Origin of the sequence: Arthrobacter sp. 8AJ, assembly GCF_902506025.1 — a bacterium.
Classification (GTDB): domain Bacteria; phylum Actinomycetota; class Actinomycetes; order Actinomycetales; family Micrococcaceae; genus Arthrobacter.
This window is the reverse complement of sequence record NZ_LR733289.1, coordinates 824,378-846,509: the sequence shown is the minus strand read 5'-3', so window position 1 is coordinate 846,509 and position 22,132 is coordinate 824,378. Positions and strand designations below refer to the sequence as shown.

Sequence of the window (22,132 nt, the reverse complement as noted above, 5' to 3'; positions counted from 1 at the left end):
GGTCAGATCCGCCCCGCCCGGGGCCCACCCCGGGAGCCGCATGTGGCCCCCGGCGTGGTCCTATGCAGGAACCTGTTCCAGCCCGGGCACCAGTCCCGCTTCCTTGAGCCCCAGGTAGATCCGGTCACGGGCAATGGGCAGGGACGTAAACCGCACTCCCGTCGCGTTCCGGATGGCGTTGGCAAGCGCCGGAGCCACCGGATTAAACGGGCTTTCGCTCATGGATTTCGCCCCCAGCGGACCCATCTTGTCGTTCGTGTCGGCGAAGTACACCTCGCTGCGCGGCACGTCCGCAAACGTAGGGATGTGGTACTGCCGCAGGATGTCCGTGGTGACCTTTCCGGCGTCGTCCACCACCACTTCCTCATACAGCGTGGCACCCAGGGCCTGGGCGATCCCGCCCTCGATCTGTCCGCGGCATTGGCGCGGGTTGACCACCACCCCGGCGTCCGCTGCCTGCACGCTTTGCAGGATCTTCAGTTCGCCGGTGCCGCGGTTTACCGCCACCCGGAAGCCGTGCACGTTAAAGGCGACCGAGCGCGGTGTACCGCCCCAGCGCCCCTCCGCGGCCAGTTCGACGCCGGCATCCGCGGCGGCCTGCGCCAGTTCAGCCAGTGCCACGGGGGTTCCGTCGACCACCACGGCGTCACCGTCGAGGACACACGCGGACGCCTGGGTCTGCCGGATCCCGGCGGCAAAGGCGCGGATCCGGACAGCCAGCTCTTCCGCGGCTGCCAGGGTCGCCTTGCCGGCCACCACGGTGCCGGCGGAGCCGAACGCACCCGTATCGTGCTCCACCAGGTCGGTGTCCGACTGCCGCACCGCCACCCTGGAGGCCTCCGTGGACAAGGCTGTAGCCGCCAGCTGGGCGTGCACGGTGGTGGTGCCGTTGCCGAACTCGGCGGTCCCGACGTCGGCCTGGTACGTCCCGTCCGGCAGCAGCCGGAGCCGGGAATGGGCAAAGTGGCCGCGCGGGGGCACGGTGTCGATCATGGACAGGGCGGCCCCTTCACCCACCATCCAGTCGGGTCCAAGGTCATCCAGGCCTGCGTCCCGGTACCTGGCCTTGCCGCGGTCCAGGGCATCCCGGACCAGGTCCAGGCACTGGTCCAGTCCGTAGCTGCCGTAGTGGACGTCTTCCTCCGGGTCCGGCTGGGTGGACAGCATGTGGTCGCCCTCGCGGACCATGTTGCGCCGGCGGAACTCCAGCGGGTCCATACCGATTCCGGCGGCGAGCTCGTCCATGGCGGACTCAATGGCGAAGATCATCTGGCTCAGCCCGTACCCGCGGAACGCACCGGACGGCACGGTGTTGGTGTAGACCGAATGCGCGTCCACTTTCTTGTTGGCGCAGTTGTACACGGCCAGGGATTCGCCGCAGCCGTGGAACATGACGCCGGGGCCGTGGTTGCCGTAGGCGCCGGTGTTGGTCACGACGTCCAGTTCGAGCGCGGTCAGCCGACCTTCCCTGCTGGCCCCGGCCTTCAGCTTGATGGTGAACGGGTGCCGGGTGGTTGTGGCGGTGAACTGCTCGGTGCGGGTCAGTTCCAGCTGGACCGGCCGCTGCAGCTTCAGGGCCGCGAGCGCCACGAGGTCCTCGGTAAGGACCTCCTGCTTGCCGCCAAATCCACCGCCGACGCGTCCGGCCACCACATGCACTTTGTCTTCCGGCAAACCGAATACCCGGCACAGGGTGCGGCGGACCAGGAACGGGACCTGGCTGGACGTGCGGACCTGGAGCCGCCCTTCGGCGTCCACCGACGCGATGGCAGCGTGGGTTTCCAGTGCCACGTGCTGCACCCGCTGGGTCTGGTAGGTCTGTTCGTGGATAAAATCGGCGGCGGCGAAGCCGTCAGCCACGCTCCCCAACTCCGAGTGCAGTTCCGCCACCACGTTGCCGTCCGGCCGCGAGATGCGGGAGCGGGCGGCATCCTTGTCCCCGTGGACCAACGGCGCGCCGGGACGCAGGGCGTCCTGCGGCGAGAAGACGGCGGGCAGTTCCTGGTATTCCACCTGGAGCGCCCGCACCCCGTCCTCCGCGGCGCCCACCGACTCGGCGACGACGGCGGCCACCCGCTGGCCAATGAAGCGCACCACGTCGTCCAACACCCGCGTATCGTCCGGGTCGTCGGTGAAGAGCTCGTGCTGGGCGGTGGAGAACAGCTGCTCCGGCGCGTCCTCGTGCGTGAAGACCGCCACCACCCCCGGAATCTTCAAGGCTGCTTCCGTATCAATGGACACCACCCGGGCGTGTGCGTGCGACGAACGCAGGATCTTGAGGTGCAGCAGTGCCCGTTGCTGGTCACCCGGGAGATCCAGGGTGTAACGGGCGGTCCCGGTGACCACCGCCCGGCTGGCAGGCGCGGGAACGTCGTCGCCCAAACGGCCCGGCTCCGGGTCAGGCTGCCCCTCCCCTGCGATCCCGGACCCCGGTCCCTGGGGATCGGGGTGGCCGGCGTTCCCGCAGACCGCGTCGGCGATGGCGCGGTAGCCGGTGCAGCGGCAAAGGTTGCCTTTGAGGTTCCGGGGCAGGTTCTCCTTTTGGTCGTCGTCGAACGTGGCGGCCGTCATCACCATGCCCGCCGTGCAGAAGCCGCATTGGAAGCCTTGGCGTTCCATGAACTGCTGCTGCACCGGGTGCAGCTCCCCCTCGGGACCACCGGCGGCGGCCAGCCCCTCGATCGTGGTGACCGCATGGCCCTCCGCGCGTACTGCCGGGTAGATGCAGCTGTGGACCGGCGTCCCGTCCACGTGCACGGTGCAGGCACCGCAGTCTCCGCCGTCGCACCCCTTCTTCACGCCGGTGTTGCCCTGCTCGCGCAGGAACGTCCGCAGGCATTGCCCCGGGCGCGGGTCCGCGTCGGCGGGGGTTCCGTTGATCTCGATGGCCATGCTCAGGCCCCTTTCGGCAATGTGGTAGTCCCGGCGGCCGGCCTGTCGCCGGCCCGGGGCGGCCAGAAGTCGCCGGAGACAGGAACATCGTGGGCACCGGCGGGTGCGGCGAGTTCTGCGCGGATTTCCTCGGCCAGCCGGGAGGTCATGTCCCGGCGCCAGGCAGGCAGGCCGTGGATGTCATCGTGGTAGAGCCCGGCAGGGATGTGGTCATCCAGCGCGGCGGCCAGCCGGCCTGCGTCCGGGAGCGTGTCGAAGCGCAGCTGCACCGGCCGCTTGGTGGCGGCGGTGACCGTCAGGGTTAGGGAGGAGTCGCCGTCGAGTCGTCCGATGAGCAGCGCCCCGGACCGGCCCAGGTTGCTGAGGGACAGGCGCCGGAAGGCCACGCGGGCGGAAAGGGCCGACGCCGGCAGGTGGACGCTGCGAAGCAGCTCGCCGGGTGCCAGGCAGTTTTTCGCATCCCCGGTGACGAACTCCGCCACGGGGACGGTACGGCTGGAACCGCCTGGCGCGAGGACGGTGGCCACGCCATCCAGTCCGGCGCACAGCGAGATGATGGGGCCTGCGGGCAGCGAGGTGCAGAGGTTGCCGCCCACCGTGGACATGTTCCACACCTTGAAGGACGCCACGAATGAATCGCAGCACGCACGGACCAGGTCCAGCCCTGGCCACGTGCGGCCGGTCACCTCCGGGGTACCGGGCACGGCGTACAGCTGCGCGATGGTGCAGGTGGCTGCCAGCTCAATCCCGTCTTCGTTGACGGTGATGGGCGTCCAGCCGGCGTCGCCGAGGTCCAGCAGCCGCTTGAGCGGCTGCGGGCCAAACGCATAGCTGCCGTAGGAGAAAAGGACCGTGCCGCCGGCAAGCCAGGCGTCGCCGTCGCGCCATTGTGCGGGGTCGGTGGTGCGGACCACCGCCTCGATGGTGTTCATGTCCATGCGATCTCCTGCGTATTAAGGTCTGTGGGCGCCGGGGCAGCCGGGTGGTGATGGATGGTGCCGGAGGTTTCCCGCAGCGGCTGGCAGCTGGCTGCGCGGGTGCGCGCGGCGATCAGTTCCGCGGTCACGGATACCGCCACTTCGGCGGGAGTGACCGCGCCGAGGTCAAGGCCGATGGGTGAGTGGAGCTGGGCGATCCGCTCCGGTGGAACTCCCGCGTCAAGGAGCTGCTCAACCCGTTGGAGGTGGCTCCGCCGGGACCCCATGGCGCCAACGTAGGCAAGGTCCATGGCCAACGCCGTTTCCAGCAGGGGGAGGTCGAATTTGGGGTCATGGGTGAGGACGGCGGCCACGGTGCGGCTGTCCGTCCGGCCCGCCGCCGCTTCCGCTGCCAGGTAGCGGTGCGGCCAGTCGGTGACCACCTGGTCGGCGGCCGCGAACCGGGGCTGGGACGCGAAGGCTGGCCGGGCATCAACGAGGGTCACGTGGTAGCCCAGCAGCTTGGCTGCAGGGACCAGTGCGGCACCGAAGTCGTTGGCGCCGAATACCAGCATCCGCGGCGGGGCCAGCCTGGACTCCACCAGGATGGCGGGTTCCGCGGCAGGTTGAGCGTCGCCGGACTTGGCCGGACCGCATTCGCCCGGCTGCGGGAGCCGGACCAGCCCGGCACCGCCGCTGCGCACCAGGGATTCCACCTGCAGGGCCGGTTCCCCGTGCAGCAGCGCTGCCAGCTCCGAAGATGCTGCCAGGCGGAAGGCGCCCGGATCGGAGAGGACGACGGCGGCACCTCCTGGAGTACCGAGCAGCCGTACCAGCGCCACGGGGTGGGCCGGACCCAGGCCGGCGAGCTGCAACAGGGCGGCCCGAAGCGGGTGCGGGATTTCGCCAGGCACGGCCGCGGGCACGGGCTGGATCTGGATGCCCAGTTCTCCCCCGCAGGTGAGTCCGGCCGCGAAGGCGTCTGCGGAACTGAAGCCAAAGGTCCCGTGGCGCGGGACGGCGTCGTCCATTGCCTCCTGGGCGAGCGCCACCACGGCGCCTTCCACGCAGCCGCCGGACAAGCTGCCCAGCACGTCACCGGAACCGGCGACCAGCATGGACGTTCCCACGGGCCGCGGCACAGACCCGGAGGCCGCCACGATGGTGGCCACGGCGAACTCCCGGGCTGCGAGCCGGGGCACCCAGGGGCCGAGCGAAGGGATCAGGTCAAGCATGGCGTCGCTCCTTCTTCCGCAGCGGTGGTGTCAATTGTCGGTCCTTCCGGGGGCCGGGCCAAGGGCTGGCACGGCCCCCGGAAGGAAAGGGCACTGCTTAGCCGCCCAGCAGGGCGTTGATCGGCCCGCGGGCGAAGTACACCAGGAACCCGGCGCTCACCACCCACATCAGCGGATGGATCTTCTTGGCCTTGCCGGATGCCGCCCCGATCACGGCCCAGCTCACAAAGCCCACGCCGATGCCGTTGGCGATCGAGTAGCTCAATGGCATGGTCACGATGGTGAGGAAAGCCGGCAGGGCCACGGTGAACTTGGTGAACTTGATCTCCCGGATCTGCGCCATCATCATGGCGCCCACCACCACCAGGGCGGCGGCGGCAACCTCGAGCGGCACCACGCTGGTGAGCGGGGTGAGGAACATCGAGCCGAGGAACAGGACGCCGGTGACCACAGACGCCAGGCCGGTGCGGGCACCTTCGCCGATGCCGGCTGCCGAGTCGATGTAGACGGTATTGGAGGAACCGGAGGTGGCCCCGCCCGCCACGGCGCCGAAGCCTTCCACGATGAAGGCGGACTTCAGCCGTGGGAAGGTGCCGTCCTTGTGGGCGACGCCGGCGCTCTTGGCCAGGCCGGTCATGGTGCCCATGGCGTCGAAGAAGTTGGTGAACACGAGCGTGAACACCAGCATGGTGGCTGCGAGTCCGCCGATCCTGGCGAAGGAGCCGAAGAGGTCGAAGTGGCCTACGAGGCCCAGGTCCGGGGCGGACACCAGCTGGCCGGACAGGACCGGGGTGTTCAGGTGCCAGCCGCCGGGGTTGGTGGCGCTGGCGGGGCCCAGTTTCATGACTGCTTCCACGACGGCGGCCAGCACGGTGGTGCCGACGATCCCGATCAGGAGTCCGCCCTGGACCTTGCGCGCCACGAGGATGCCCATGGCAAGGAGGCCGACGACGAACACCAGCGTGGGCACGGAGGTGATGGAGCCGCCGTCGCCCAGCTGGACGGGCGGGCCGCCCGCGGTGGGCCGGACGAAGCCGGAGTCCACGAAGCCGATGAAGGCGATGAACAGGCCGATGCCGACGGTGATGGCGGCCTTCAGTTCCTTGGGGACGGCCCGGAAGATGGCGGTCCGGGCGCCGGTGACGCCGAACAGGACGATCAGGATGCCGTTGATCACCACCAGGCCCATGGCCTCGGGCCAGGTGACTTCCTGGATCACCGAGACGGCAAGGAAGGAGTTGATGCCCAGTCCGGCGGCGAGCCCGAACGGCAGGTTGGCGATGAGGCCGAAGAGGATGGTCATGACGCCGGCGGTGAGGCCGGTGACGGCGCCCACCTGCGCGGCGGAGAGCCAGCCCCCGGCGACGTCGGTGGGGGCGTTGTCCGCGCTGAACCCGCCCAGGATGAGGGGGTTGAGGATGACGATGTACGCCATGGTGAAGAAGGTGACCAGGCCGCCACGGAATTCGCGGGCAAGGGTTGAGCCGCGCTGCGTGATGTGGAAGAACCGGTCCAGGAGGGAGTCCGGCGCCGGCGGGGTGCTTCCCAGCCGCGTCCGTCCGGTTGCCTTTTGCGTTTCGCGTGCCGCTGCGGGCTCTGCGCTGTTGTTCCCGTTGGGGAGCAGCGCAGCCTGCTTTTCAGCGGAATTGTCCAGGATTGTCATGTCAGCCACCGGGCCCTAGTAGTCAATCCTGGTTTCGAGCGTGTTCCAGGTGGTGAACGGTTCCAGCGGGGCCGGGGCCTGGGGATCGCCCAGCTCCAGCTTGGAAACCGGCATCAGGGAATCCCTGTCCTGGTTGTCGAAGTATTCGTAGAACACTGCGTCGTCGAAGCCGACCGAGGCGGCGTCGTGGCGGTCCGCCGCGTAGACAACGCGGCTGACCCGTGCCCAGAGTGCGGAGGCCAGGCACATGGGGCACGGCTCGCAGCTGGTGTAGAGGGTGGCGCCGCTGAGGTCGAAGGTCCCCAGCTCGCGGCAAGCGGTGCGGATGGCGGTGACTTCAGCGTGGGCGGTGGGATCGTTGTCCGCAGTGACGCGGTTGACGCCGTCGAACGTCTTGCCGTCCGCCGTGACGATCATGGCGCCGAACGGGCCTCCGCTGTTGAGGACGTTGGCCGTTGCCAGCCGGATGGAGCGGGCCAAAAACTGTTCGGCCGTGACGGTGGTACTCATGATGCGACTTCCTTTTGCCGGGAAGCCTGTTGCCGCGCAGGACCAGTAGAACCAGGTGCGAACGGTTACCAGGCTTCAGCATGTGCTGTGAAGGTTAAGTTGCGCCTGGTAGATAGCTTCCCGGGTTCGGGCGCCCGCCTTTGGCAGAATCGAGATTAGCACCGCTTTGTGGGCCGCGCCATAGTTTTCTGGAAATTTAATTTCGCGATGTGAAATCTATGTTTCGCGCTCTTCACCGGCCCGTCCGTCTCCGCGGTCACAAACAGAGGCATTGACGCAGGCCAGGCCGTTTCCCTACTCTGGTCGCACCCGCGCCGCCCGACGGCACGAGAACCTGGATCAGCAGACAGGGCCTCACTGAGCTGGATTTACTGCACCGCATCCCGCTCAGACAAGGACAGCCCATGACCACTTCCTCCCCTGCCCCCATCAGCCGGCTCTGGATCAGGAATCCGTTGGCCGCGTTTACCGCCAACTCCCTCGACGCTTCCGGCGGTATCGCGGTCAGCGGCGGCGTCATCACCGAAGTCCTCGCCGCGGGGCAGCAGCCGTCCGCCCCCTGTTCCGAAGTGTTCGACGCCGGCAACCACGTACTGCTGCCCGGCCTGGTCAACACGCACCACCACTTCTACCAGACCCTCACCCGCGCCTGGGGCCCGGTGGCCAACGCCCCACTGTTCCCCTGGCTGCAGAACCTCTATCCAGTGTGGGCGCGGCTCACTCCCAAGGACCTGGAACTGGCCGCAACGGCTGCCCTCGCCGAACTGCTGCTGTCCGGCTGCACCACCGCAGCGGACCACCACTACCTCTTCCCGGCAGGGCTCGAGGATGCCATTGACATCGAGGTGGAAGCAGTGCGCCGGCTGGGCATGCGGGCCACACTGACCCGCGGCTCCATGACCCTTGGAACCGACGACGGCGGCCTGCCGCCACAGTCCACGGTGCAGGATCCGGAGGTGGTGCTGGCGGACAGCGAGCGCCTGGTTTCCACGTACCACGAGCGCGGCGACGACGCCGTGATCCAGGTCGCCCTGGCCCCGTGCTCCCCGTTCTCGGTCACGAAGGACATCATGGCCGAAAGCGCTGCCCTCGCTGAACGGCTGGACGTCCGGCTGCACACGCACCTGGCAGAGACCCTTGACGAGGAGGACTTCTGCCGGGAGATGTTCGGGTTGCGCACGGTGGACTACCTGGACAGCGTGGGCTGGCTGACGGACCGCACCTGGCTGGGCCACGGCATCCACTTCAGCGACGCCGAGATCACCCGCCTCGGTGCGGCGGGGACCGGCGTCGCGCATTGCCCCACCTCCAACATGAGGCTTGCCTCCGGTACAGCCCGGGTCTTGGAACTGGAGGATGCCGGGGTACCGGTGGGGCTCGGCGTGGACGGTTCGGCGTCGAACGATGCCTCCAACATGATCCTGGAAGCACGCCAGGCGCTCTACCTGCAGCGGCTGCGCTACGGGGCCGACGTTCCGGTGGAGCGGGCGCTGGGCTGGGCCACCCGCGGCTCGGCTGCCGTGCTGGGCCGGCGGGGACTGGGTCAGCTGGCACCCGGGATGCAGGCCGACCTGGCGCTGTTCACCCTGGATGAGCTGCGCTTCTCCGGCAGCCACGACCCCGTCGCCGCCCTCCTCCTCTGCGCCGCCGACAGGGCCGACCGGGTGATGGTCGGCGGGAAGTGGCGGGTGGTGGACGGCCAGATCCCGGGGCTGGACATACCGGGGCTTATCGCGGAGCACTCAGCCGCGGCACGGCGCCTGGTCAACGGCGGCCGGTGAACGGCTGACAGCGGTCCGGGCCGCTGCTACCGTGGCGGCATGACCCCGTCAAAGACGCCGCCCGAGGTTCTCGACATCGATGGAATCGAAGTCCGCATCTCCAGCCCGGACAAGGTGGTATTCCCGGAGCCGGGGCTGACCAAGCTCGACCTGGTGCGCTATTACCTTGCAGTGGCGGAGGGCGCACTGCGGGGCGCGGGCGGCCGGCCCATGGTGCTCAAGCGGTTCCCGAAAGGCATTGACGCCGAGCCGTTCTTCCAAAAACGCGTGCCGGAAAACCACCCGCCCTTTATTGGTACCGCCACACTGCATTACGCGTCCGGGACCTCGGCCGAGGAAGCCGTGATCCGGGATGCCGCCGGCCTGGCCTGGGTCATCAACCTTGGCTGCCTGGACCTGAACCCGCATCCCGTGCGGGCAGAGGACCTGGAACACCCGGACGAACTGCGGGTGGACCTTGACCCCATGCCGGGCGTGGACTGGTCGCAGATCGTGGATACGGCGTACGTGGCCCAGGAGGTGCTCGATGACGTGGGTTTGGTGGGATGGCCCAAGACCAGCGGGTCGCGCGGACTTCACATCCTGGTCCGCATTGCCCCGGAGTGGTCCTACTCCGATGTCCGGCTGGCTGCCGAAACCCTGGCACGGGAAGTGGAAAACCGGGCTCCCGGCCTTGCGACGGCACGGTGGTGGAAGGAGGAGCGCGGCGAGAGCGTCTTCGTGGACTTCAACCAGAATGCCAAGGACCGTACGGTCGCGTCCGCCTACTCAGTCAGGCCACTGCCGGATGCCCGCGTTTCAGCGCCGCTGACGTGGGAGGAGATGCGCACGGCCCGGCCTGGACAGTTCACTGTTCCCACGATGCTGAAGCGGTTTGCAGAAACCGGCGATCCGCACGCAGGCATTGACGGGGCGGCCGGATCGTTGGATGGATTGCTGGCCCTGGCGAAGGAACTGGGTCCGGCGGAGAAGGCTCCGCGCAGCGGCAACGGCTCCGGCCGCCGCCAGTCGCTGATGCCGCTCATCGAAGTGGCCCGGACCAGGACCAAGCCGGAAGCGCTGGCTGCGCTCGACGAATGGAAGTCCCGGCACGCCGCCGTCGTGGATTCCCTGCAGCCTGCCGACATCCTGGTCGACGGGATGCGCGGGTCCAGCTCGCTCTGGTACCGGGTACGGGTCAACCTGCAGCACGTCCCCGACGGCGAGCGGCCGCCGCAGGAGGAGCTCATCGCCGACTACGACCCCTGGGCCGGCAAGCAGTGGCCGGGGCGGCCCGGCCACTGAGGAACGAGCACGCGGGGAACCGGCAACTGGGGTACTGGCAGCCGGAGGGCAAGTTCCGGGCTACTGCCAGGCCCGCACCCAGTCCACCTTGATGGCTCCGGTTTTGCCCAGGACCAGTTTGTCTGGGTTGATGCCGACATTCAGGAGTAGGTAGTGCGGGGCATTGCCGTCGCTGGTGGGGTAGGAAAACTCAAGCTTCCCGTCGAAGTAGACGTCGTTGACGCCGGCCTTCCGGTGCACCCCGTAGGTGTGGTAGCCGCCCGCCCAGCATCCAATGAACCATTTTGCGGGATCCCTGTCCGCAGAGTGATAGACCGTGGTCATGGTCCCGGCGAGGGGTTCTGCAATGTCGATCTCGCCGGTGGCGGGGAACTTTTGGCCGGTGGTCCACCAGGCCGGCCAGTTGTAGATACCGCCCGAGCAGGTTCCCGGGAAGTAGATCCGGGCCTCAACGTAGCCGGTGGTGTACTGGAACCCCACATGGCCCGGAACGCCGTCCTTGGGATTGGTGGACAGCAGCGCGCCCGATTCTGCGTCGGACAGCTGCAGGACCGCGTTTCCGTTCTCCACTTTGACATTGCTGGAACAGGTCTTGACCCCGTTCTTTGTCGATCCGGGATGGCAGTCACGGAACCAGTAGGGAGTCCAAAGACTGGTGTTGAGGGTGTCGAATTCCTCATCGAGCACCAGCTTCCACGCTCCCGGAGGGCCGAGCGGACCGCCCTCCTTGCTGGCCACAACGGGGGTGCCCTTGACCAGGGCTTCACTTACCGGGCCATCGGCGGGGGCTTCCTGGGCTTTGGCCGGTTCTTCCGCGCTGGGCTGCTCCGCCGCCGGCGGCTGGGCAGCGGACGCGTCAGGCCCGCCCGGAGCGGCCGGCTGTTCCGCACCAGTGCCACCGGTGGAATCCGAAAGCGCGGGCCCGGGGTCGGTACCGGCCACCGACGCCTCCTGTCCGGGCGGTGAGGCATCAGGCTGCCCCGCCTGCAGCATGGCACTGCCCGAGAGCCCTGCAACGACCAGCACACAGCACAGGACCTGCAGTAAGCGGGCTGTGGCTTGTGGCATCGCTGTCCTTCCCTCGCACGTAATGGCGATGGCCAGACCAAGGACGAAGCCTCCAAGCCCACGGTCGGCTGTCTATCGTGCAAGGCTAGAAGAATTTCCCACGCCAGTCCCGAGTAGCGGCTACTCAGCTTTAGGGACGGCTTTTACGCGCTTTCACGGCCGGGGTACGCAGCGACTGGATCCACCGGGACAGGCGCCCGGTGGAGTGGAGGCGCTCCTCCGGCACGTACAGATCAGGGTCGACTCCTCCGCCGAGGGGGAGGTAGAACTCCTGCGCACCGGGCCCTGCGGACGGTGCTGCCGGAACAGGATGGTTGTCTTGCTGGTACATCGGAACCTCCTTTTTCATATTATGGAAAGCAATTTCTGCTATGTGAAAAGAATAGGCGGGCACTGGGAGGCGGTCAAGAGGTCAGCCCTACACTCCCGGCGCCCGGACGGTCACAAACGGAATTTTCAGTCTGTGATGTACACCACCGGATTGCAGGGGTACGCTGGTATGCAACTCGTGGCGCAGGTCACGTAACCTGGGAGCAGCAGGCAGGGTCGTAATGAGCTGGCATCAACGGATGCCGGCTCTTTTTTTGTTGGGTCGGCTCCATCGGAAACGCGCATGAAACGCGCGCTTAATTTCAGTGATGGAACCTAGGTTCCACTTACCGGAAGTTGGGAAAAGACCATGAGCAGCAAGATCATCCTCGGCGAAAACCAGTACGGCAAGGCAGAAGTGCGGGTCGTCAAGATCACCCGCGACACGAACCGCCACGAGATTGAGGACCTGAATGTCACCTCGCAGCTGCGCGGCGACTTTGCAGCGGCCCACCTGGAGGGCGACAACGCCCACGTGGTGGCCACCGACACCCAGAAGAACACCATCTACGCCTTTGCCCGGGAAGGCATCGGCTCGCCGGAAGAGTTCCTCCTGCGCCTCGGGGAGCACTTCACCTCCAGCTTCGACTGGGTCACCGGCGGACGCTGGGAAGCCGAGTCCTACGCCTGGGACCGGATCCAGGCCCACGGCAGCGAACACGACCACTCGTTCGTCCGCAACGGCCAGGAAGTCCGGACCGCGGTCCTGGTCCGGGACGGCGCCACCAGCCACCTCATCTCCGGACTGAAGGACCTGACCGTCCTCAAGTCCACCCAGTCGGGCTTTGTTGGCTACCCCCGGGACCGCTACACCACCCTGCCCGAGACCACCGACCGCATCCTGGCAACGGACGTTTCAGCCCGCTGGCGCTTCAAGACCGGCACCGATTTCAGCGCGCTGGACTTCAACAAGAGCTACGACGACGTCAAGGGCCTCCTGCTCGAAGGCTTCACGGAGAAGTACTCCCACGCCCTGCAGCAGACATTGTTCGACATGGGGACCAAAGTGCTTGAGGCGCACAGCGAAATCGACGAGATCAAGTTCTCCATGCCCAACAAGCACCACTTCCTGGTTGACCTCTCGCCGTTCGGCCTGGACAACCCCAACGAGGTCTTCTTCGCGGCCGACCGTCCGTACGGCCTGATCGAGGCCACCGTCCAGCGGGACGACGCCACCGCGGCGCCCGCAGCCTGGTCTGGAATCGCCGGCTTCTGCTAAAGCACTCCACCAGGTGGTTGAGCCTGCCGGGTTTTCGCGACCCGCAGGCTCAACCGCCAAACCCTGAAGCACCTCCCACAGCCTTACCTGTTAGCCAGACACCAGTTAGCCAGACGATGACGTCTGCCATGAACCAAGAAAGTCTGCCATGAACATCAAGAAGAAACTGGCCCCTTCCGCCGCCCAGCGAGGCGCCCGGCCGGCCCGTCCGGAAGACCAGCGGCTCCCGATCGGAAGCATGTTTGCCTACGGCTTCCAGCACGTCCTCACCATGTACGGCGGCATCATCGCCCCGCCCCTGATCATCGGTGCCGCCGCGGGGATGAATTCCCAGGACATCGGACTGCTCATTGCTGCCTGCCTTTTCGTTGGCGGCCTGGCCACCATCCTGCAGACCGTCGGCGTCCCCTTCTTCGGTTCCCAGCTGCCCCTGGTGCAGGGCGTGTCCTTCGCAGGCGTTTCCACCATGGTGGCCATCGTCCACGGCGGCGGCGGAATCCAGGCTGTCTTCGGCTCTGTCATCGCAGCGTCCCTGATCGGGCTGCTGATCACACCGCTGTTCTCGAAGATCATCCGGTTCTTCCCACCGGTCGTCACCGGCACAGTGATCACCACCATCGGCCTGACGCTGATGCCGGTCGCAGCCAACTGGGCAATGGGCGGAAACAACAAGGCACCCAACTACGGCAGCGTGGCAAACATCGGCCTGGCCGCAGCCACCATGGGCATCGTCCTGCTCCTGAGCAAGGTGGGCAGCGCCGCCATTTCGCGGTTGTCGATCCTGCTGGCCATGGTGCTTGGCACGCTGATCGCCGTCGTTTTCGGCATGGCCGATTTTTCCAAGGTGGGCCAGGGCGAAATCGTCGCCTTCCCCACCCCCTTCGCCTTCGGCCCGCCCACGTTTGAGGTCGCCGCCATCATCTCCATGCTGATCGTCATCCTGGTCACCCTCACGGAGACCTCCGCGGACATCATCGCGGTGGGAGAGATCGTGGGCACCAAGGTGGACTCCAAGCGGATCGGCAACGGCCTGCGCGCGGACATGCTCTCCAGCGCCGTCTCCCCGCTCTTCAACTCCTTCACCCAGAGCGCCTTCGCCCAAAACGTGGGGCTGGTGGCCATCACGGGCGTCAAGAGCCGCTTCGTGGTCAGCGCCGGCGGCGTGATCCTGGTGGTCCTTGGCCTGCTTCCCGTCCTGGGCCGTGTGGTCGCAGCGGTGCCCACCCCCGTCCTGGGCGGCGCCGGCGTCGTTCTCTTCGGGACGGTCGCGGCCAGCGGCATCCGGACCCTGTCCAAGGTGGACTACAAGAACAACATGAACCTGATCGTGGTGGCGGCCTCCATCGGCTTCGGGATGATCCCCATCGCCGCCCCGACCTTCTACGACCAGTTCCCCACGTGGTTCGGCACCATCTTCCACTCCGGCATCAGCTCCGCCGCCGTGATGGCCATCCTGCTGAACCTGCTGTTCAACCACCTCCGGGCCGGCAATTCGGACAACCAGTCCGTGTTCGTGGCCGGCACCGAGCGCCTGGTGCGCGCCGAAGACCTCCACTGTCTGGCAGAAGGTGACCGGTTCGAGAACGGCAAGCTGATCGACTGCGACGGCAAGGAAGTCCCCGTCCAGTCAGCCGAAAAGGCACCAGAACATTAGCAAGGACCCCGCGAACGACGGCGGCCCGCACCTTCCAGCGAAGGTGCGGGCCGCCGTCGTCCGCTGTTGTGACGTGTCAGGTGCGGTTGAGCTCGCGGGAGATGGCCTCGGCCGCTTCCCGAAGGATCGGCACGGCCTTGTCAGCGAAGTCTTCATCCACCCGGGACACCGGGCCGGAGACCGAGATCGCGGTGGGTGTGGGGGCGTTGGGCACTGCCATGGCGAAGCAGCGGACGCCGAGCTCCTGCTCCTCCTCGTCGATCGAGTAGCCCCGCTCGCGGATGAGCTTGAGGTCGGCCAGGAGTTCCTCCACGTCGCCGATGCTCTTGGGGGTGGGGGTGGGCATTCCGGCGCGGGCAACGATGCCGCGGACGGTGTCGTCGTCGAGCTGGGCCAGGATGGCCTTCCCGACGCCGGTGGCGTGGGTGTGGGCACGCCGGCCCACTTCGGTGAACATGCGCATGGAGTGCAGCGAAGGCACCTGCGCCACGTAGATCACCATGTCGGAATCCAGCACGGCCATATTGGAGGTCTCCCCCAACCGGTCCACCAGGATCTTCAGCTGGGGCTGCGCCAGCGCACCGAGCTGCTTGTTGGCCCCCTCACCCAAACGGATGAGCCGGGGGCCCAGCGCGTAGCGCCGGTTGGGCAGCTGGCGGATGTAGCCCAGCGACACCAGGGTGCGGAGCAGGCGGTGGATTGTGGGCAGCGGCAGGTCGGTGGAGGACGAGAGCTCGCTGAGGGTGACGTCGCCGCCGGCATCAGTGATGAGCTCCAGCAGTTCGAAGACGCGCTCCACCGACTGCACCCCACCGGACGCTTTTTCTGCCATTCCGTTGTCTCCTGTGGCTCGGAATCCGACAACTCTTATCCGCATCGTGAAAAGAGTTGCTTAGAACACCCAAGATACAGCACGGCTGTCCTCACGGCGATGCGGGCGTACAGTCGCATTCGGAGGGGTTGTGTTTCCATAAAGTAGATAATAATATCCATAATACGAAAACATTCGGATCAGAGCAGAAGCCGGACCCGGCCCAATCAGGAGGACATTCAATGGCGAACCCCAGCCCCGGAAATTCGATCACCCTGCGCGTGGAAGCACCGTCAAGCTTCAGCGCCACCAGCGAGCTCGCCGCAGCCGTGGGAGCTGCCGGCGCCGCGATCACCGCCCTTGACGTCACCGAGTCCCACCACGAGACCCTGGTGGTTGACGTCACCTGCAATACCACCGATGACGCGCACGCCGCCCGCGTCAAGGACGCCCTCACCGCGCTCGACGGCGTCACGGTCCAGCACGTCTCGGACCGCACCTTCCTGATGCACCTGGGCGGCAAGCTCGAGGTGGTCCCCAAGGTCCCCCTGCGCAACCGTGACGACCTCTCCCGGGCCTACACCCCCGGCGTCGCCCGCGTCTGCCTGGCCATCGCCGAGGACCCCGCCGCCGCGCGGAACCTGACCGTCAAGCGCAACACGGTGGCCGTGGTCACCGACGGATCGGCGGTGCTGGGCCTGGGCAACATCGGCCCCGCCGCGGCCCTTCCGGTCATGGAGGGCAAAGCCGCCCTGTTCAAGCAGTTCGCCAACGTCGACGCCTGGCCCGTCTGCCTGGACACCCAGGACACGGAGGAAATCATCCGCACCGTCAAGCTCCTGGCACCGGTCTTCGGCGGCGTAAACCTGGAGGACATCGCCGCACCCCGCTGCTTCGAGATCGAGGCCCGCCTGCGCGAGGAACTGGACATCCCGGTGTTCCACGACGACCAGCACGGCACGGCAATCGTGACCCTCGCTGCCCTGGTCAACGCCCTGCGCGTGGTGGACAAGAAGATCGCGGACGTCAAGATCGTGGTCTCCGGGGTGGGCGCCGCCGGCTCTGCCATCATCCAGCTGCTGAAGGCCCAGGGTGCCCGGCACATTGTGGCCGCGGGCCGCTCCGGTGCCATCCACAAGAGTGAGGCGTACAACGATCCGCACCGCACCTGGATCGCGGAAAACACCAACCAGGAAGGCTTCTCCGGCAGCCTGCACGAGGCCCTGGTGGGCGCTGATGTCTTCATCGGCGTCTCCGCCCCGAACATCCTGGAGGAGGAGCACATCGCGTCCATGGCGAAAGACGCCATTGTGTTTGCCATGGCCAACCCCACTCCGGAGGTGGACCCGGCCATCGCCTCCCGGCACGCCGCCGTGGTGGCCACGGGCCGGAGCGACTTCCCCAACCAGATCAACAACGTCCTGGCCTTCCCCGGCCTGTTCCGCGGGCTCCTCGACGTGGGGGCGAGCGACATCACCCCGGACATGCTGGTGGCCGCTGCCGAGGCAATCGCCAACCGGGTGAATGATAATGAGCTCAATGCGAGCTACATCATCCCCAGCATCTTCGATCCGCACGTGACCGCCGACGTCGCGGCAGCAGTGGCCGCCGCGGCACACGCCTCAAACGTGGCAACGGATGCCGAACCGGCCGATTCCGCCGCGGAGCCTGCACTGGCCTCCGCCTGACCGCCCGACTTCCAGCCAAAGGAAAGGACCAGAAATGGCCATCACCGTCACCGATCCCCGTCCGATCAACCGCGCAGAGGAGATCCTCACGCCCAAGGCGCTGGCCTTCGTTGAGGAGCTCCACAACCGGTTCGCCGGCACCCGCAACGAGCTCCTGGCGGCCCGCGCCGTCAAGCGGCAGCGCGTGGCGGAAACGGGCAAGCTGGACTTCCTGCCGGAGACCAAGGACGTGCGCGACGGCGACTGGAAGGTTGCGCCCGCACCGGCAGCTTTGCAGGACCGCCGGGTGGAGATGACCGGACCCGCCTCGCCGGCGAAGATGGCCATCAATGCCCTGAACTCCGGCGCCAAGGTGTGGCTGGCGGACCTCGAGGACGCCAGCACCCCCACCTGGGCCAACGTCATTGACGCCATCCTGAACCTCCGCGACGCCGCCCAGGGCACGCTCAGCTACACCTCGGAGGAAGGCAAGGAATACCGGCTCCGCACCGACGCGCCGCTCGCCGTCGTGGTGGCCCGCCCGCGCGGCTGGCACATGCAGGAGAAGCACCTCCTGGTCAACGGCGAACCCGCCGTGGGCGCATTGGTGGACTTCGGCCTGCACTTCTTCCACATCGCCAAACAACTGGTCCTCAACGGGCAGGGCCCGTACTACTACCTGCCGAAGATGGAAAGCCACCTCGAAGCGCGGCTGTGGAACGACGTGTTCGTTTTCGCCCAGGACTTCCTGGGCCTGAACCAGGGCACCATCCGCGCCACGGTACTGATCGAGACCATCCCGGCGGCGTTCGAGATGGACGAGATCCTCTATGAACTGCGGGACCACGCCTCCGGCCTCAATGCCGGGCGCTGGGACTACCTGTTCAGCATCATCAAGTACTTCCGGGACGCCGGCGAGGAATTCGTCCTGCCGGACCGCGCGTCCGTGGCGATGACCGCCCCGTTCATGCGCGCCTACACCGAACTCCTGGTCAAGACCTGCCACCGGCGCGGCGCCTTCGCCATGGGCGGCATGGCCGCGGTCATCCCCAACCGGCGCCACCCCGAAGTCACCGAGGCCGCCTTCGAGAAGGTCCGCGCGGACAAGACCCGCGAGGCCAACGACGGCTTCGACGGCTCCTGGGTTGCCCACCCGGACCTGGTGCCCACCTGCCGCGAAGTCTTCGACTCCGTGCTCGGCGACAAGCCCAACCAGGTGGACAAGCAGCGGCCCGAGGTGTCGGTCACCGCGGAGCAGCTGCTGGACGTCCAGTCCGCCGGCGGCCAGGTCACCGAGGCCGGCCTGCGCCTGAACCTCTACGTGGCCGTTGCCTACACGGCCGTGTGGCTGTCCGGGAACGGCGCCGTGGCCATCCACAACCTCATGGAGGACGCCGCCACGGCCGAGATTTCCCGCTCGCAGGTGTGGCAGCAAATCCGCAACAAGTCCATCCTCGCGGACACCGGCAACACGGTCACCAGGGAGCTGGTGGAAAAGATCCTGGCGGAGGAAACCGAGCGGCTGCGCACCGAATTCGGGGACGAGGCGTTCCGCCGCTACTACCAGCCGGCCAGCGAACTGATCGCAGACATCTGCCTGTCGGATGATTACACCGACTTCCTCACCACGCCCGCCTACGAGCTGGTGGGCTGAAATGGCAGCACCCAAGTCCTCGCTCTCCGCGGGGGACCTCGCGCACATCGACGGGCAGCTTGCTGCCACGGACCGGCTGCTGGAACAGAACTACCCGGGCGACGACGGCTCCCGCCAGCCCGTGCACACGGTGTACGTCCCCGCGGACCGTTTCACGGCGTCGTTCGCGGCCGACTGGGGCGCCCAGGCAACCGCGACGGCCGAAGCACACGGCGGGTTCGGAAAACTCTGCGAACTGCTGGGCCAGGACGCCGCGCTGGCACAGGCTGTAGCCCCGCGGGTCGAAGCGAAGCTTTCCAGCGAGCCGATCGAAGACCTGCGCCTGGACTTCGAGGACGGGTTCGGGGACCGGGGCGACGACGCCGAGGACGCCGCAGCGGTTGCGGCAGCGTCCGTGGTGGCCCAGGCCGTGGCGGCGGGGTCCGCTCCCCCGTTCATCGGCATCCGCTTCAAGTGCTTTGAGGCTCCCACCCGGTCCCGTGGCCTGCGGACGCTCGACCTGTTCGTGTCCGGCCTGGCCGCAGCCGGCGAACTGCCGGACGGCCTGGTCCTCACCCTGCCCAAGGTCACCACGGTGGCCCAGGTCCAGGCCATGGACTATGCGGTCTCCCGGCTCGAGGAGATCCACGGGCTGGCCGCCGGCCAACTCCGGTTCGAGGTGCAGGTGGAAACGCCGCAGCTGATCCTGGGCCCGGACGGCACGTCACCGGTGGCGCAGCTCCCGCACGCCGTCCCCGGCAGGATCAGCGGCCTGCACTACGGCACCTACGACTACTCGGCGTCGCTGCAGATCTCCGCCGAATACCAGTCCATGGAGCACCCGGTTGCCGACTTCGCCAAGGAAGTCATGCAGCTCGCCGTGGCAGGCACCGGCATCCGGCTCTCCGACGGGTCCACCAACATCATCCCGGTGGGCGACAACGTGGAGAACGCCTGGCAGCTGCACGGGCGCCTGGTCCGAAGGTCGCTGGAACGGGGCTACTACCAGGGCTGGGACCTGCACCCGGCCCAGCTGCCCAGCCGCTTCGCAGCCACCTATGCCTTCTACCGCGAGGGCCTGCCGGCCGCCGCCGCCCGCCTGCGCAACTACGTGGAGCGGACCGAAGGCGGCGTGATGGACGAGCCCGCCACCGCCCGCGCCCTGGCCGCGTTCGTCCTGCGCGGCGTCCAGTGCGGCGCAGTGGGTGCGGAGGAAGTCCAGGCGCTTGCCGGCGTCGGACTTCCGCAGCTCACGGCGCTGGCCCATCCGCGGCTTGCCACTACTTCCAACTCCTAAGCAAAGGATTCCTTTCATGGGCAAGTACTACTCCCCCAGCGGCGGACTCCCGCCGCAGACCCACCTCACCACCGAACGGGCCATCGTCACCGAGGCCTACACGGTGATCCCCAAGGGCGTCATGACGGACATCGTCACGTCCAACCTGCCGGGTTTTTCGAACACCCGGTCGTGGATCATCGCCCGTCCCATCTCGGGTTTCGCCACCACCTTCTCCCAGCTGATCGTCGAGATCGGCCCGGGCGGCGGGGCCCCGAAGGCCGAATTCGAGGCCGGAGTGGAGGGCGTCATTTTCGTGACGCGGGGCAAGGTCAACCTCACCCTGGACGGCGAACTGCACCCGCTGGAGGAGGGCGGCTACGCCTACCTGGCTGCAGGTTCGGAATGGGGCCTGGAAAACGTCTCGGACGAGGTCGTGTCCTTCCACTGGATCCGCAAGGCCTACGAGCGGCTGGAAGGGTACGAGGCCAAGTCCTTCGTCACCAACGAAAAGGACGTGGAGCCCACGTCCATGCCGGACACCAATGACGTCTGGAAGACCACGCGGTTCACGGACTCGAACGACCTCGCCCATGACATGCAGGTGAACATCGTGACGTTCCAGCCAGGCGGGGTCATCCCGTTCCCCGAAACGCATGTGATGGAACACGGCCTGTACGTCCTGGAAGGCAAGGCCATGTACCTGCTGAACAACGACTGGGTGGAGGTGGAGGCGGGCGACTTCATGTGGCTGCGCGCCTTCTGCCCGCAGGCCTGCTATGCAGGTGGCCCCGGTGAATTCCGCTACCTGCTCTACAAGGACATGAACCGCCAGGTGAAGCTCACCTAAGCGCTCCTGACCCATCCGGGCCCAGACAGCAGAGGCCGTTATGGTGTGTCCATAACGGCCTCTGCTGTTGGTGCTGTTGGTCAGGCGCCGGGGTTCAGGACCACCTTGATGCAGCCGTCTTCCTTCTTCTGGAACTTCTCGTACAGGGCAGGCGCCCCGTCCAGGCCCGAACGGTGGGTGACCAGGTCCATGACACCGAGCGGATCGCCGTCGTCCTCCACGAGCGGAAGGATGTCATCGGTCCAGCGACGCACATTGCACTGGCCCATGCGCACCTGGAGCTGCTTGTCGAACATAGTGAGCATCGGCATGGGGCTGGCCTGTCCGCCGTACACGCCGCTCAGGGACAGCGTGCCGCCGCGGCGTACCGCGTCGATGGAGGCGTGCAGGGCCGCGAGTCGGTCCACGCCGCCGGTCTCCATCGCCTTCTGGGCCAGCTTGTCGGGCAGGAGGCCCAGCGCCTGGTGGGCGAATCCTGCCACCGGGGATCCATGGGCTTCCATGCCGACGGCGTCAACCACCGCGTCCGGGCCGCGCCCGGCGGTCATGTCCCGGAGTTCGTCTCCAATGGTCTTGCTGTAATCGAGCGTTTCCACGCCGTGCCGTGCCGCCATTTCCCGCCGTTCAGCGACGGGGTCGATGCCAATAACCCGGAAACCGCGGTGCACCCCGATGCGGCTGGCGAACTGGCCAACCGGCCCCAGGCCGAACACTGCGAGCGTGCCGCCCGCCGGGACGTCCGCGTATTCCACGGCCTGCCAGGCGGTGGGGAGGATGTCGGAAAGGAACAGGTAGCGTTCGTCCGGAAGCTCGCTGCCCACCTTCACGGGCCCGTAATCGGCGTGCGGCACGCGCAGGTACTCGGCCTGGCCGCCGGGGACTGACCCGTACAGCTCGGAGTAGCCGAAGAGGGCGGCACCGGATCCCTTTTCCTTGACCTGGGTGGTCTCACACTGGGACTGCAGGCCCTGCTTGCACATGTAACAGGAGCCGCAGGAAATATTGAACGGAACCACCACGCGGTCGCCCTTGTGGAGATTCGAAACGCCACTGCCTACTTCCTCCACGATGCCCATCGGCTCGTGGCCAATGACGTCGCCCTTGTGCATGTAGGGGCCCAGGACCTCGTAGAGGTGCAGGTCGGAGCCGCAGATCGCGGTGGAGGTGATCCGGACGATCGCGTCCGTGGGTTCCTGGATGACGGGATCGGGCACTTCTTCAACGCTTACCGACCGCTTTCCTTGCCACGTCAGTGCTTTCACAGTCTCCCTTTCGTCTGCTATGCCCCTGGGGTTCTCCCGGG

The 22,132-nt window shown here is 67.1% G+C and carries 17 protein-coding genes; 8 read left to right on the top strand and 9 right to left on the bottom strand.

Going from position 1 to position 22,132, the window contains the following annotated elements:
- Positions 1–60: 60 nt before the first annotated feature.
- The 5 genes from BACI349Y_RS03930 to BACI349Y_RS03910 form a co-directional block, all read right to left on the bottom strand.
- Entirely contained in the window at positions 61–2,892 is a 2,832-nt protein-coding gene (locus BACI349Y_RS03930; protein WP_159630656.1) for a molybdopterin-dependent oxidoreductase, read from the bottom strand.
- 2 nt (positions 2,893–2,894) lie between these two features.
- Entirely contained in the window at positions 2,895–3,830 is a 936-nt protein-coding gene (locus BACI349Y_RS03925) for an FAD binding domain-containing protein (RefSeq protein WP_159630654.1), read from the bottom strand.
- Positions 3,821–5,044 (bottom strand): XdhC family protein, encoded by a 1,224-nt coding sequence (locus tag BACI349Y_RS03920; protein ID WP_159630652.1) that lies wholly within the window; start codon positions 5,042–5,044, stop codon positions 3,821–3,823. Before BACI349Y_RS03920 ends, BACI349Y_RS03925 begins: the two co-directional genes overlap by 10 nt.
- A gap of 97 nt (positions 5,045–5,141) precedes the next feature.
- Positions 5,142–6,716, bottom strand: a complete 1,575-nt coding sequence (locus BACI349Y_RS03915) for an NCS2 family permease (protein ID WP_159630650.1) — start codon at positions 6,714–6,716, stop codon at positions 5,142–5,144.
- A gap of 6 nt (positions 6,717–6,722) precedes the next feature.
- Entirely contained in the window at positions 6,723–7,217 is a 495-nt protein-coding gene (locus BACI349Y_RS03910; protein ID WP_159630648.1) for a nucleoside deaminase, read from the bottom strand.
- Between the two features lie 404 nt (positions 7,218–7,621).
- On the opposite strand from BACI349Y_RS03910, the gene BACI349Y_RS03905 reads away from it, so the two are divergent.
- Together BACI349Y_RS03905 and ligD are read left to right on the top strand one after the other, a co-directional pair.
- A complete protein-coding gene (locus BACI349Y_RS03905) occupies positions 7,622–8,998 on the top strand; it encodes an 8-oxoguanine deaminase (RefSeq protein WP_201302386.1) in 1,377 nt (458 codons plus the stop codon).
- A gap of 39 nt (positions 8,999–9,037) precedes the next feature.
- Positions 9,038–10,282 carry a non-homologous end-joining DNA ligase gene (gene ligD / locus BACI349Y_RS03900; protein WP_159630646.1) on the top strand — a complete coding sequence of 415 codons (1,245 nt, stop codon included), beginning with the start codon at positions 9,038–9,040 and terminating at the stop codon, positions 10,280–10,282.
- Between the two features lie 60 nt (positions 10,283–10,342).
- On the opposite strand, the gene BACI349Y_RS03895 is transcribed toward ligD, so the two are convergent.
- On the bottom strand, positions 10,343–11,308 hold the full coding sequence (locus BACI349Y_RS03895) for a glycoside hydrolase family 16 protein (protein WP_159630644.1): 966 nt from the start codon (positions 11,306–11,308) through the stop codon (positions 10,343–10,345).
- Between the two features lie 172 nt (positions 11,309–11,480).
- Complete coding sequence (locus BACI349Y_RS03890) at positions 11,481–11,681, bottom strand: hypothetical protein (protein WP_159630642.1); 201 nt, start codon at positions 11,679–11,681, stop codon at positions 11,481–11,483.
- 348 nt (positions 11,682–12,029) lie between these two features.
- Here BACI349Y_RS03890 and pucL point away from each other — a divergent pair, with 348 nt between their 5' ends.
- Positions 12,030–12,938: a factor-independent urate hydroxylase gene (gene pucL, locus BACI349Y_RS03885; RefSeq protein WP_159630640.1), complete on the top strand. Its 909-nt coding sequence runs from the start codon at positions 12,030–12,032 to the stop codon at positions 12,936–12,938.
- A 148-nt stretch (positions 12,939–13,086) separates the two neighbouring features.
- Positions 13,087–14,592 (top strand): nucleobase:cation symporter-2 family protein, encoded by a 1,506-nt coding sequence (locus tag BACI349Y_RS03880; protein WP_159630638.1) that lies wholly within the window; start codon positions 13,087–13,089, stop codon positions 14,590–14,592.
- Positions 14,593–14,668: 76 nt separating this feature from the next.
- Here BACI349Y_RS03880 and BACI349Y_RS03875 read toward each other — a convergent pair whose 3' ends face one another.
- A complete protein-coding gene (locus tag BACI349Y_RS03875) occupies positions 14,669–15,424 on the bottom strand; it encodes an IclR family transcriptional regulator (RefSeq protein ID WP_159630636.1) in 756 nt (251 codons plus the stop codon).
- A 221-nt stretch (positions 15,425–15,645) separates the two neighbouring features.
- Between BACI349Y_RS03875 and BACI349Y_RS03870 the strand changes: the two genes are divergently transcribed.
- From BACI349Y_RS03870 to BACI349Y_RS03855, 4 genes are read left to right on the top strand one after another with little or no spacing between them, the layout of a single operon-like run.
- Positions 15,646–17,091: an NAD-dependent malic enzyme gene (locus BACI349Y_RS03870; protein WP_159630634.1), complete on the top strand. Its 1,446-nt coding sequence runs from the start codon at positions 15,646–15,648 to the stop codon at positions 17,089–17,091.
- 34 nt (positions 17,092–17,125) lie between these two features.
- A complete protein-coding gene (aceB, locus tag BACI349Y_RS03865; protein WP_159630632.1) occupies positions 17,126–18,724 on the top strand; it encodes a malate synthase A in 1,599 nt (532 codons plus the stop codon).
- A 1-nt stretch (position 18,725) separates the two neighbouring features.
- The gene (locus BACI349Y_RS03860) at positions 18,726–20,000 is read left to right on the top strand and encodes a DUF6986 family protein (protein ID WP_159630630.1); all 1,275 of its coding nucleotides are present in this window, start codon (positions 18,726–18,728) and stop codon (positions 19,998–20,000) included.
- Between the two features lie 16 nt (positions 20,001–20,016).
- Entirely contained in the window at positions 20,017–20,829 is an 813-nt protein-coding gene (locus BACI349Y_RS03855) for a bifunctional allantoicase/(S)-ureidoglycine aminohydrolase (protein ID WP_159630628.1), read from the top strand.
- Between the two features lie 80 nt (positions 20,830–20,909).
- On the opposite strand, the gene BACI349Y_RS03850 is transcribed toward BACI349Y_RS03855, so the two are convergent.
- Entirely contained in the window at positions 20,910–22,091 is a 1,182-nt protein-coding gene (locus tag BACI349Y_RS03850; RefSeq protein WP_159630627.1) for a zinc-dependent alcohol dehydrogenase, read from the bottom strand.
- Between the last annotated feature and the right edge of the window lie 41 nt (positions 22,092–22,132).